Origin of the sequence: Pseudomonas weihenstephanensis, assembly GCF_016812185.1 — a bacterium.
GTDB lineage: Bacteria > Pseudomonadota > Gammaproteobacteria > Pseudomonadales > Pseudomonadaceae > Aquipseudomonas > Aquipseudomonas weihenstephanensis.
Map to the genome: position 1 here is coordinate 312292 of NZ_JAAEBV010000003.1, position 12489 is coordinate 324780.

Here is a 12489-nt window from a genome sequence, read left to right on the forward strand (position 1 = left end):
ATTGAACTTTACCCACTCAAAGAGCATTAGCTGTCACTCAAAAGAATGTTTTCGAGCACGCTGAAAATTGACCTGAATCAGGTTTATGAAAAAAGGTTTAAAAAAATCGATTCTATGTGTGACCTGAGAGGGGGCATCGGTCATCAGTACAAGTAACCAACCGAACGGTATGCCCAGCCGACGGTTAATCACTTGATGGGCCTATTAGAGAGACCACCTTATGAACGCCCCGCTCCGTTTCAACGAAGCACTTTTGATTGCCGGCCACGCTTTTGAGCCTTTCCAATGCGTTGCCTGGGCTGCACAAGAAGGCCATGGCGAACTGAGCCTGAGCGTCATTGACCGCACCAATACCCGTATTGTTAGCAAACAGATCCCACGCAGTGCCTGCGCTGACGCCGCCCAACTCGAAAACCTGCTGGCCCAAACCCGCGCCGAGTTAAGCAATGACGGCTACACGCTGCAACCTTGGGTGATGCCGGCTTAAGGCGCAGATCAATACGGCTGTAGCCCTGATGAGTCGTGCGAGGCTACGTCTGCCCGCGCAGCAGTTGTAACAGCATCAATCTGGTGGTTCAGACACACCGCAGTGCTCGGGTTTACGGCTGCTGCGCACCCGAGCGCTGCTTCGTGCCTCGTCAGCGCCTACACGATTTTGAGTTCGTCGATGTGCCGGTAATCCATGCCCAGACCGGTCGCCATTTGCTTGGCCCGGCCCAGGCGGATCGGCCCGCGCTCTATATCGACAAGTACCCCCGGGCACTCGATCCGCGGTAGTGTTGACCACTCTTTGAGCCGACCGTCCGTGAACAGCAACACCTGCTGCTGTTCATTCACAAGGCGCTTTTGCCGGGTGCTCAGCCAGGACGCCGCCTCAGCCAGCGCCTCCAGTAATGGCGTGCCGCCTCCCGCCCCCAAAGTAGTCAGCCAGTCGTGCAACGTCTTTGAGGCTTTTAGCCCGCTCACGTGCCAGGTCGGCACATTGCCACTGGCGGTCATGACGGCAACCCGCGCACGCTCGCGGTAAGCCTGTTCAAACACCTGGGCCAATAACCCTTTGGCATCGGTCAGCGATTGATGGCGACGGGTTGAAGCCGAAGCATCAACGATCACCAGCCACATGGCCTGCGGCGTACTTTGACGCTGATTAAAGGCCAAATCCCGGCGTGTTCGCGGGCGCCCGCGCAGCAGTGTCTGAACCCAATCAATTGAACCCAATGCACCCCTGCGACTGGCACCTTGCTTGCCCGTTTTCAACATTCCGGCTTGGGGTTTGGCACCCGCCCCCAACGCTGAAAGGGGGCGAATGCCTAAGGCTTTTTTGGCCAGACGGGTATTTCTCGGCGCGCACCTACCGCCTGTGGCTGGGCTGGCAACTCGCCCCACTGCCCTTGCCCTGCGCTGGAAGTCGAGTTGCCGGTTGTGGTTTGAGGCGGCATCGACTCCGGGGCTGGCGATTGTGCCGCATGCGCTCGCCGACGATGACGCAAGGCAAACTCGGCGACGGCATCTATGTCGTGCTGGGCAATTGCGCTGGCGCCGCGCCAGGCCGCATGGGCACGGGCAGCACGCAGCCACACCAGGTCGGCACGCATGCCGTCGACACCTGCGGCGAAGCAACACTCGGTAATGGTTGCCAGCGCCTGGTCATCCAGCGCTATCTGGCCGAGCAATGCGCGGGCCTGCTCACACCGTGCGCGCAAGGCATCCTGATGGCTGGCCCAGCGGGCGCAAAAGCCTTGCGGATCAGCGTCAAAATCCAGACGCCGACGAATGATTTCGCCGCGCTCGGCCGGTAGCGGCTGCCCGCTCATGACCACATTCAGGCCAAAACGGTCGAGCAACTGCGGGCGTAATTCGCCCTCTTCCGGGTTCATGGTGCCAATCAGCACAAAACGCGCCGGGTGACGATGGGATATGCCATCACGCTCAACCACGTTGGTGCCGCTGGCGGCAACGTCGAGCAACACGTCGACCAGGTGGTCGGCCAGCAAGTTCACTTCATCGACATACAGCACGCCGCCATCGGCCTTGGCCAACACGCCGGGCGAAAACTGCGCCGTGCCTTGACCCAACGCGGCATCCAGGTCGAGGGTTCCGACCAGTCGCTCTTCGGTAGCCCCCAACGGCAGCGTGACGAACTGACCGCTGGCCAGCACATCTGCCAGGCCGCGGGCCAAGGTCGATTTGGCCATGCCGCGCGGGCCTTCGATCAGCACGCCACCGACCTTGGGGTCAATTGCAGTCAGGCACAGCGCCAGTTTCAAATCCTCGGCGCCCACGACTGCGGAGAGTGGAAAGTGCGGGGTGTCAGTCATGTCCAGATTTCCAAGTCAGTCTTCTTCAATGTCGAGCAGCAGGTTTTCCAACGCCTCGCGGTACTCACCCGGCTCACGCCACAATCCACGCTGCTGGGCTTCCAGCAGGCGTTCGGTCATGTCGCGCAGGGCGTGCGGGTTGTGTTGCTGCACGAACTGGCGTGTGTCGCCATCCAGCAAGTAGGCATCAGCAAGCAACGCGTACTGATGATCGTCGATCAAATGCGTGGTGGCATCGAACGCAAACACATTGTCCAGCGTGGCGGCCATTTCAAACGCGCCTTTATAACCGTGACGCTTAACCCCCTCGATCCACTTGGGGTTGGCGGCACGCGAACGGATCACCCGGTTCAGCTCTTCTTTGAGGGTACGGATTTTAGGCAAATCGGGCTGGCTGTGGTCGCCGTGATAGCTGGCCGCCGATTGACCGCTCAAGCTTTCCACGGCCGCCAGCATGCCACCCTGGAACTGGTAGTAATCATTAGAGTCGAGCAGATCATGCTCACGGTTGTCCTGATTTTGCACCACGGCCTGTACCTGACTCAGGCGCTGGGCGAACTGGTCACGCGCGGCCGTGCCTTCATCGGCACCGCCATACGCATAACCGCCCCAGTTCAGGTACACCTCGGCCAGGTCCTCGCGGCTCTGCCACACCCGCCCATCAATGGCATTTTGCACCCCGGCGCCATAAGCACCGGGCTTGGCCCCGAATATGCGCCAGCCCGCCTGGCGTGCAGCGGCTTGCGGCGCAATGCCTTCGCGCTCCAATTGCTCGCGCTCGGCACGCACTTTGGCCGCCAGCGGATTCAGCTCATCCGGTTCATCCAGCGCCGCCACGGCTTGCACGGCGGCGTCAAACAGGCGAATGAGGTTGGCAAAGGCATCACGAAAGAACCCGGACACCCGCAGCGTCACATCGACACGCGGCCGGTCGAGCAAGCTGACCGGCAGGATTTCAAAGTCATCCACCCGCTGGCTGCCCGTGGCCCACACCGGGCGTACGCCCATCAGTGCCATGGCTTGCGCGATGTCATCACCGCCCGTGCGCATGGTGGCCGTGCCCCACACCGACAGTCCCAACTGACGCAGATGGTCGCCGTGGTCTTGCAAATGACGTTCGAGAATCAGGTTGGCCGATTGAAAACCGATGCGCCACGCGGTGGTGGTGGGCAGGTTGCGCACATCCACCGAAAAGAAATTGCGCCCGGTGGGCAATACATCCAGTCGCCCGCGGCTCGGTGCGCCACTGGGGCCTGCGGGCACAAAGCGTCCCTGCAAGGCATCGAGCAAACCTTGCATTTCAGCCGGGCCGCACGCATCCAGACGCGGGGCGACCACCTCAATCAAGGCGTCAAAAATGCTCTGCACTTCGCACCATTGCTCGCCGTCAGGCAGGTGCAATTGACCGTCTAACGCCTGCTCGATCAATTGCGCGGCATACAGTTCAAGGCGCTCACGGGTATCACCTGCGGTGCGCCAAAGCGCCTCACTGACCGCCAGCAACACCCCCGGCCGGGGCGCTGTCCACGGTTCAGCCAGGGCGCAATCGAGCGGGTCAAAGCCCAGTTCGAATGCCTTGGCCAGCGCACGCAATACGCTGGACTGCGCCCCACGTCCGTCGCCACGCGGAATGCGTAACAACGCCAACAGCGTGTCGATGCGCAAACGGCCGCTGGGCGATTCGCCGAAGATGTGCAGCCCGTCGCGTATTTGCGACTCTTTGAGGTCGCACAGGTAGGTGTCGAGCCGCGGCAGCCAGATCGCAGCATCGGCATCGCTGTCGAGCTTTTCATCCAGTTGTAATTCGCGGTCGATATGGGTTTCGCGCACCAGCTTCAGAATGTCGCGTTGCAGCTCACGCGCGCGCCGCGGGTCCAGCAGTTGGGCTTCGTAATACTCGTCAGCCAACAGCTCCAGATCGCGCAACGGGCCATAGGTTTCTGCACGGGTCAGTGGCGGCATGAGGTGGTCGATGATCACCGCCTGCGTCCGCCGTTTGGCCTGCGCGCCCTCGCCCGGGTCATTCACGATGAACGGGTAGACATTGGGCAGCGGGCCGAGCAGTGCGTCGGGCCAGCAGTGCTCTGAAAGACCGACGCCCTTACCCGGCAACCATTCCAGATTGCCGTGTTTGCCGACGTGGACCACGGCGTGCGCGCCGTAGGTGTGACGCAGCCAAAAGTAGAACGCCAGATACGCGTGCGGCGGCACCAAATCCGGGTCGTGGTAGACCGCGCTGGCGTCCACTTGGTAGCCACGGGCGGGCTGAATGCCGACAAAGGTCTGGCCAAATCGCAGGCCGGCGATCATCAGCCGCCCACTGCGAAACATTGGATCGTTTTCAGGGCTGCCCCACCGTTCCAGCACGGCGCGCTGATTGGCTTGAGGCAAGGCCCTGAACATGGCGCCGTATTCGTCCAGCCCCATGCTTTGATGGCAAGGTCGCAGGTCAAGGCTGTCCAGGTCGTTACTGACGCCGCCAAGCAAGGCGTGAATCAGCGCGGTGCCACTGTCGGGCAGGTCGGCGTCGAGCGGATAACCCTGCGCCTGCAACGCGCGCAATATATTCAACGCGGCCGCCGGGGTGTCCAGCCCTACCCCGTTGCCGATACGACCGTCACGGGTCGGGTAGTTGGCGAGAATCAGGGCAATGCGCTTTTGCGCATTGGGCACCCGTGCCAGCTCAACCCAGCGCCGCGCCAGGTGTGCGACAAAGTCCATGCGCTCCGGTTGCGCGCGGTAGCACACCACATCCGACTGGCTGCGCTCACTGCGCCAGGCCAAATCTTTGAAACTGATGGGGCGGCTGATGATGCGCCCGTCCAGTTCCGGCAAGGCTATGTGCATCGCCAGATCACGCGGGCCAAGGCCCTGTTCGCTGGCGCGCCAGCCTGGCTCGTTGTCTTGGGCGCAAATGGCTTGAATCACCGGGATGTTGCGCCGAAATGGCCGCAGGTGCGGCGCTTCGGGGCTTGATTGAGCAAACCCGGTGGTGTTGAGAATGACCCCGGCTTCAACCTGATCCAGGAGGTCCTGCACCACCGCCAGACAACCGGGTTCCTTAAGACTGGCCACGGCGATGGGCAACGGATTCAATCCGGCCTGTTGCAGGCGCTGGCAAAACACATCGACAAACGCCGTGTTGGCCGCTTGCAAATGCGAGCGATAGAACAGCAGCGCCGCCACCGGGTAGTCCGGGTGCCAGTCGGCTTGCCAGTCCTTGAGCTGTGGGCTGGAATGCGCAGGGTGATAGATCGCGGTGCGCGGCAAAGTGAGCGGCGCGTCCCACGCATAGTCGCGGCCCAGCCACTGCTGGGCCAGGCAGTTATACAGTTGCAGTGCGTTGTGTCGCCCGCCCTGACGCAAAAAATGCCATAAGCGTTCGCCCTGTTCGGGCGCAACCGTGCTCAGCGCACTGAGTTCCGGGTCGGGACGATCGTCACCGGGCACCAGGATCAGCGTGACCCCGCGCTCGGCCAACTGCATCAGTTGTTCTATGCCGTAGCGCCAATAGCCAATCCCGCCGTGCAGCGACAGCACAATGACTTTGGCGTGTTGCAGCACCTGATCGACATATAAGTCGACCGAGGCATGATTTTGTATCTGCATCGGGTTGGCCAGACGCAGGCTGGGGTAGTCGTGCGGCAACTGCTGGGCCGCTTCGGCCAACAGCGCCAGGCTTGAGTCGCCGCTGCACAGGATCACCAGCTCGGCGGGGGTTTGCCCCAGGTCAGCAATGTTGTCGTCTGATACAAAGCCGCCGGGTTGGGTCCTGAGCAAATGCATGGTTTAGGCGCTCAACGCTGTACGCAGGGAGGCTTCGAGCAGGGCGGCGTCCAAGTCCTGGCCAATCAGCACCAGCTTGGTCACACGGCTTTCATCAGCGCCCCAGGCGCGGTCGAAATGCTTGTCAAAACGCGTGCCCACACCCTGGATCAGCAAGCGCATCGGTTTGCCAGGAATCGCAGCAAAACCTTTAACCCGCAAAATACCGTGCTTGATTACCAGTTGGGTCAAGGCGTCCAGCAGTACACGCTCTTCGGCTTGCGGCAATTGGATGGAAATGGAGTCGAAGGCATCGTGGTCGTGGTCGTCATGGTCATCGCCATCATGATGATGGTCGTGATGACTGTGGCGGCTGTCGATGTGTTCTTCCGAGCCGTTGCCCAGGCCCAACAGCACGTCCAGCGGCAGGCGACCGCTGCTGGCTTCGATGATTTTCACCGCAGGCGGCAGCTCTTCGGCAACTTCTGCGCGCACCTTGGCCAGGTCCTGCAGGTTGATCAGGTCGGCTTTGTTGAGAATCACCAGGTCGGCGCTGGCCAGTTGATCGGCAAACAACTCATGCAACGGTGATTCGTGGTCCAGGTTAGGGTCCAGTTTGCGCTGGGCGTCGACTTGATCCGGGAACGCGGCAAACGTACCGGCCGCAACGGCTGGACTGTCGACCACGGTAATCACCGCATCAACGGTGCAGGCACTGCGGATTTCTGGCCACTGGAACGCCTGGACCAGCGGTTTTGGCAGTGCCAGACCCGAGGTTTCGATCAGGATGTGGTCGATGTCGCCACGGCGTGCCACCAATTCGCGCATCACCGGGAAGAATTCTTCCTGCACGGTGCAGCACAGACAGCCGTTAGCCAGTTCATACACACGGCCGTTGGCTTCTTCTTCGGTGCAACCGATGGTGCACTGCTTGAGGATTTCACCATCAATGCCCAGCTCGCCGAACTCGTTGACGATCACCGCAATGCGTCGACCCTGTGCGTTGTCGAGCATGTGACGCAACAAAGTGGTTTTGCCCGAGCCGAGGAAGCCGGTAACGATCGTGACGGGGATTTTGGCCAGTGTTTTCATCGGATGCCCTTTGGCAAAGCGGCGGGCATACGGGACGACGACCGCAGGCAGTGTGCGGTCGTTTTCGCCACCGGATCACCCCGCCCGGTTGAAGTAAGAAACAGTCACGAGGCAGGTCTCCTGGCTTACGGCTGGGCCTCAGCCAGTGGCTGTGCCCCTCCTTGCGCCTTCCCGCGGATCAGGCAGTGGCGATGCAAGGCAATTGACCGTTTACAGTTGCGGGGGCAGCCGCGGCATACCGCGTTCCCTTCTTAGCTTCGCGTGGCGAAGAACCTCGAACGCGCAAGGCTACGCAGTGCGTTGTAACAGGTCAATGTTAAGGCGCATGGTGTCGCGTGAGACGGTGGGCAATTTAGCCCAAGGCCGCGGGTGAACATCATGCCTATCGGCAGTGATAGGGCCGGTTCCCCGCTGACATTGGCCAGCACGGTGAAACTGGCGCCGCCCATCGCGTTGTGGGTGTCACATTGGCCGTGACCGGGGACAGGATCAGGTCATAGCACTGAAATTGATCTTCCATGTAGTCGCCAATGACGCAGGTGCCGAGTGCGCCAGCGCCTTGGGCGTCTTCGCGAACAAAACACTCGGCCTTAGGCTGGGCGGCGTGCGGCATACGCATCGATCAATGTGCGTGTCAGCTCATAAGAGGACAGCTCGGCAGTACGCCCTGGGCTTAACGTAAAGCCCTGGCCCGCCCACAGGTTAATGAAGTCGCCTGAACCGTGGGGTTCGGTTTTGGCTTTGAGCGCCAACAACACCCCGCCGGCCAACGGAAAGGCTGGCGCCTGAGGGTTGATCGGGCCCATTTCGCGCATCACTCGATTGACGATCCCGCGCGCCGGGCGCCCGGTAAATAGATTGGTCAGCGCCGTTTGGCTACCACTGGCTTCGCGCAGGGCGCGGCGATGCGGTTGCGTCAACGTGGCCTGCGGGCAAAACAGATACGCCGTACCGATTTGTACTGCACTGGCGCCTAACGCAAACGCGGCTGCGATGCCCCTGGCATCCGCAATCCCGCCTGCTGCAATAACAGGCACACCCACCGCGTCAACGATCTGCGGCACTAGGGCGAACGTACCGATTTGTGTGCTCAGCTCATCACTCAAGAACATCGCCCGGTGGCCACCGGCTTCGTAGCCCATCGCAATGATTGCGTCGCAGCCGTGGCGCTCCAACCATATCGCCTCCTCCACCGTGGTGGCCGAACTCAGCACTTTTGCACCACAGGCTTTAACCCGTGCCAACAGCTGCGGAGCCGGTAAACCGAAATGAAAACTCACCACTTGCGGGCGTAACTCTTCAACCAGCGCACACGTCGCCTCGTCAAACGGTGCGCGGCTTGACACGGGAGCAGGCGCATCATAATCGACACCCAACTCTTGGTAGTACGCCTTGAACAGCGACTTCCACTGTTGGGCACGACCTTCATCGTGGGCGGGGGGCTGGTGGCAAAAGAAGTTGAGGTTCAGTGGTTGATCGCACGCCTCGCGAAAAGCTGCAACCTCGGCACGAATCGAGTCCAACGTCAGCGTGGCACACGCCAGAGACCCCAGCCCACCCGCCTTCGCCACGCCGATCATGAGGTCTGCGCCCGCCCCCAACATCGGTGCTTGAATGATCGGCGCGCTAATACCTGCCAATTCAATAAAGCGTGAATCCGGCCAACCGTTCATGCGGGTATCTCCAGAATCGATCATCAGAAAAAAGTGAATTGAAGCGCGCCATGGGGCTTGAGTGATTCAAAGCCGGGATGCCTGCCACCCCGCTACAAACACGAACCCTGACTACGGGGTTGGTGACTTGCTGACAAGCGCCGCAATCAGCGCTGGATCGTGGTCATAGATGTCCGGGGCGAAGGACACTTTACCGTCCTTGTGGGCTTGTGCGGTCCAGTAAGTCATCAAGATGGGCATGGGTTGTGCCAGTCGAAACTCATGAGTGCGACCGGTACTGAGCAATTCTTCGGTGCGGGTTTTTTCCGCAGGATTGACCAGCCAGTCCCGCAACTCAAAAGCCGACTCAACCCGCACGCAACCCGAACTAAAGGCGCGTGGGCCTTTACTGAACAGCGCCTGGCTCGGTGTGTCATGTAAATACACCGAGAACGGGTTAGGGAAGCGCACCACAATTTTGCCCAGCGGATTGCGCGGGCCTGCACCCTGGCGCAACAAGATATTGCCGGGGCGATCCCAGTTGACATCCTGAGCGGCCAGCACTTGCCCGTTGCTGTCGAGCACTTGCAAATCATGGCGGGCCAGATACGACTGATCGCGGCGGATTTGCGGGAGTTTGTCCTGTTTGAAAATGGTCGGCGGAATGGTCCATGTCGGGTTCAGCGTCAACCGCGTGACGCGCGACTTCAACAAGGGTGTTTGTCGATCCGCCCTGCCCACCTGCGTTCGGGTCTGCCAAACCGGCACCCCATTCTGATAGACCATCAGCAGCGCCGCGGGCACATTGACCAACAAACTGGTGGGTTCGAAATCGTGCGCCATCCAGCGAAAACGCTCTAGGTTGATACGCAACTGATCACGCCGCATCTGTGGGCTGACGTTCATCTCTTTCAAGGTGCCCGGCCCGATGACCCCATCGGCTTGCAGCGAATGATCCAGTTGAAAACTCTTCACTGCAGCGGCCAACTCAGGCGAGTAGGTGTTGTTACTCACGTTGGGTAATGCGCTTAAATAGCCTTCGCTGAGCATGCGCTGCGCCAACACCGGCACCCGCGCATCCTGCATGCCGGGTTTAAGCAGGGGGCCACTGCCCACAACCGGCCACGTCGGCAAGGGTTGTTGGCGCAAACGTGCATAGACCTTGCGCAAATTTTGATAACGCTCAAGCGCTGGACGTGCCTGATTGAATGCATCGGCGACGTCCTGCACACCCGGCACTGCAAGGGCAAGAAGTGCCGCCTGGCGGTCCGGCATAACGTCGTTGGAGTGCCACACCGGCTCGAAGCGCGACGGGTCTAGACGACCGTAATGCAAGTCGTGCAGGGCTTGCAGGTAGTGCAGGCTGATGTCGATGTCGGCACACATGCCCTCGTTTTTGGGCAAGGCGTAGTGCCCGGGGTCGAGGCCATCATCCGCAAGCTGGGGCAACGCGGCCTGCAAGGCAGAAAGGCGACCGTTGACCGACCACACCGGCTGATAACTCTGGCCCTGGTAAAATCCCTGCAACAGTGGCTGAGTGGACGCAGTCAGGCGCGGTGCCAACTGCGGGCAAACCTTGGCCAGTTCTGTGGGCGCCACTTGCAACAACGTGACGGGATCAACCGGCACTTCATCCGCCAGCGCGACCAATGGCGCTACCAGCAAGGCAAGGCTCAAGTAACATGCGTGTTTTTTGATCAACTGCTTTACTCCAATCCATGGCCATCCGGTAGATGGGGCACCGTATCACCCGTCGCACTCAGGCCAGCCTTTTATACAGTCGTTGCGCGTTACCCGCGAAGCGTCAGGAGCCCATTCAACAGTGAGAATATTCAACTTATGCTGATTTTTTTGCGTCGGCTTTGTCTGGCCGCTGCGACTCTGGGCACACTCTGTAGCCCCGTGTTCGCCGCCAGCCCCTCTAAACCGGTATTGTTCAACAGCCTCGCCCAGGCAGCACCAGAACTCAATCCCCAAGCACTAAAAAGTGCCCTCAGTGCGATGCAATGCGCGGTCAACAACGGCGCCAGTCAAGCTCAACACCTGGCCGTGATCGACTACTCCCAGCCCTCGACAGCACGCCGCTTGTGGATATTCGATCTGCGCAAAAAAACGCTGGTACTGCGTGATCTGGTTGCTCACGGGCAAAACTCCGGTGAAAACTTCGCGACTCAATTCTCCAATAAAGAAGGTAGCTTTCAGTCTAGCCTGGGCCTGTTCCGTACCCAGGAAAGCTATAAAGGCGCGCATGGCTACTCCTTGCGCATGGACGGCCTGGAGCCTGGTATCAACGATCGAGCCCGTGAGCGTGACATCGTGATACACGCGGCCAGCTACGTGAACCCGCTTTGGAGCCAGCGCCAAGGCCGTATCGGCCGCAGCCAGGGCTGCCCCGCCGTACGGCCGCAAGTGGCACGCCAAGTGGTAGACAAACTCAAGGACGGTCAGTTCATGTTTGCCTGGTATCCCGACCAGCGCTGGCTACAGTCCTCAGCCTACCTCAACTGTCAGCCCCGCTTGGTAGCGACTATCGTGACCGCTAAAGGCAGTTAAACCCTTCGACTTTCACCGAGTGTCACTACAGACCTTCCGCTAAGAGACTACGCTAAGAGCTGTCATTAACATGGCACCTCTTAGTGAAGTTCCAATAGACAAGGAACGCTGAAGTGACATTTCTGTTGAAGTTCCTCCAGGCAGGTAAAGACAACGCCATCAACGTTGCAGGAATTGAAGAAGCTCTTTCACTGATTACCCAGGCTGATACAGCACTGGAACAGCCCACATTGTTTTTCGAACCCAAGCAAACTTATTGCGCCCTGCACCGCGGCTTGCCTTACGAAGCTGTCGCAGAAGAATTGGACAGCCAGTGGGAATGGCCCACAGACGACCCCTTAAAAGTTCATCCCAGGCTAAAGGCCAAATACCAGACATAATCTGCGGGTCGGCCGCAACCGTGCCCAAGCGCAATAAGCCTGTTCTGCCAACATGCTTACAAACGTGATGTACCGGCTCTAAAAGGCGCAAAGGGATCAAAATGAGTATTGCAATCCGCAGTGAACAAGGCGACGACATCGACACCATCAACCGAGTTGACTGAGGCCGCTTTTTTAAACGAAGAACACTCCAGCCATACAGAGCAACACAGCGATCACCTTTGAAGGTGAACTCTCTGTAGGAACAGTCAAATACCATGATGCGTTTGATACCACTGAGTAAGCTCAAACCCGCTGGATACTGATCTGATGGACGTTGCCGGCTCATCTTCACACTTGCTAACCCTCGCATGAGCTGCCTGCCTTGGTAGACTTGCATTGCGTTGCGTCAAATGCGGATCTGCGCGGTCGTGGTAACAACCCCACTCGCCCGTTTTCTTGCCATCAATAGTTGCCTTGGAAAAGTGGTACCTCGTACCCGCGAGTCCTGAAAAACGCCCTAACCCCCCCTAAAACACGTAGAGCAAAATGGTACAGAATTCAGCTACACCCCACGTAAACACAGGCTCTGCGGTGTCCAGACGCTTTAGCGTGGCACCTATGATGGATGATACGGACTGAGCCGCTAGCCCCTTTAAAATAAGGGTTTACGACCTACTTAATTTATCTCTGTACCATTTTCGTACCAGCCAACTTTCACTGCCCTCCCCTTTAATCCCCAGTCTTGAG

The 12489-nt window shown here is 59.5% G+C and carries 9 protein-coding genes, 1 pseudogene and 1 riboswitch; of the genes and pseudogenes, 3 read left to right on the plus strand and 7 right to left on the minus strand.

All coding sequences use genetic code 11. The features are described from left to right. Positions 1-220: 220 nt before the first annotated feature. Positions 221-487, plus strand: coding sequence for a hypothetical protein (locus GYN01_RS12285; RefSeq protein ID WP_048364960.1), 267 nt, complete (start codon positions 221-223; stop codon positions 485-487). Between the two features lie 158 nt (positions 488-645). Here GYN01_RS12285 and GYN01_RS12290 read toward each other — a convergent pair whose 3' ends face one another. The 7 genes and pseudogenes from GYN01_RS12290 to GYN01_RS12315 form a co-directional block, all read right to left on the minus strand. Then, positions 646-1218: a vWA domain-containing protein gene (locus tag GYN01_RS12290; RefSeq protein WP_338053159.1), complete on the minus strand. Its 573-nt coding sequence runs from the start codon at positions 1216-1218 to the stop codon at positions 646-648. A 92-nt stretch (positions 1219-1310) separates the two neighbouring features. Beyond that, positions 1311-2318: a magnesium chelatase ATPase subunit I gene (locus GYN01_RS12295; RefSeq protein WP_048401904.1), complete on the minus strand. Its 1008-nt coding sequence runs from the start codon at positions 2316-2318 to the stop codon at positions 1311-1313. Between the two features lie 15 nt (positions 2319-2333). Further along, complete coding sequence (gene cobN, locus GYN01_RS12300) at positions 2334-6104, minus strand: cobaltochelatase subunit CobN (RefSeq protein ID WP_203307204.1); 3771 nt, start codon at positions 6102-6104, stop codon at positions 2334-2336. A 3-nt stretch (positions 6105-6107) separates the two neighbouring features. Beyond that, positions 6108-7175: a cobalamin biosynthesis protein CobW gene (cobW, locus tag GYN01_RS12305; RefSeq protein WP_238936231.1), complete on the minus strand. Its 1068-nt coding sequence runs from the start codon at positions 7173-7175 to the stop codon at positions 6108-6110. A gap of 93 nt (positions 7176-7268) precedes the next feature. Continuing rightward, positions 7269-7467, minus strand: a riboswitch (cobalamin riboswitch). Positions 7468-7531: 64 nt separating this feature from the next. Next, positions 7532-7707, minus strand: a pseudogene (locus GYN01_RS22680) (amidase); the annotation flags it as partial. Between the two features lie 58 nt (positions 7708-7765). Further along, positions 7766-8848, minus strand: a complete 1083-nt coding sequence (locus tag GYN01_RS12310) for an NAD(P)H-dependent flavin oxidoreductase (RefSeq protein WP_048364965.1) — start codon at positions 8846-8848, stop codon at positions 7766-7768. Between the two features lie 111 nt (positions 8849-8959). Further along, on the minus strand, positions 8960-10528 hold the full coding sequence (locus tag GYN01_RS12315) for a L,D-transpeptidase family protein (protein ID WP_048401899.1): 1569 nt from the start codon (positions 10526-10528) through the stop codon (positions 8960-8962). A gap of 138 nt (positions 10529-10666) precedes the next feature. Between GYN01_RS12315 and GYN01_RS12320 the strand changes: the two genes are divergently transcribed. Next, positions 10667-11380 (plus strand): murein L,D-transpeptidase catalytic domain family protein, encoded by a 714-nt coding sequence (locus tag GYN01_RS12320; RefSeq protein WP_048401897.1) that lies wholly within the window; start codon positions 10667-10669, stop codon positions 11378-11380. Between the two features lie 113 nt (positions 11381-11493). Beyond that, positions 11494-11760: a hypothetical protein gene (locus GYN01_RS12325; RefSeq protein ID WP_203307205.1), complete on the plus strand. Its 267-nt coding sequence runs from the start codon at positions 11494-11496 to the stop codon at positions 11758-11760. Positions 11761-12489: the final 729 nt, after the last annotated feature.

Coding starts and splice junctions, on each gene's coding strand:
- GYN01_RS12295 (WP_048401904.1), bottom strand. CDS start 2,318: ATGACTGACACCCCGCACTTTCCACTCTCCGCAGTCGTGGGCGCCGAG.
- GYN01_RS12310 (WP_048364965.1), bottom strand. CDS start 8,848: ATGAACGGTTGGCCGGATTCACGCTTTATTGAATTGGCAGGTATTAGC.
- GYN01_RS12320 (WP_048401897.1), top strand. CDS start 10,667: ATGCTGATTTTTTTGCGTCGGCTTTGTCTGGCCGCTGCGACTCTGGGC.
- cobW (WP_238936231.1), bottom strand. CDS start 7,175: ATGAAAACACTGGCCAAAATCCCCGTCACGATCGTTACCGGCTTCCTC.
- GYN01_RS12285 (WP_048364960.1), top strand. CDS start 221: ATGAACGCCCCGCTCCGTTTCAACGAAGCACTTTTGATTGCCGGCCAC.
- cobN (WP_203307204.1), bottom strand. CDS start 6,104: ATGCATTTGCTCAGGACCCAACCCGGCGGCTTTGTATCAGACGACAAC.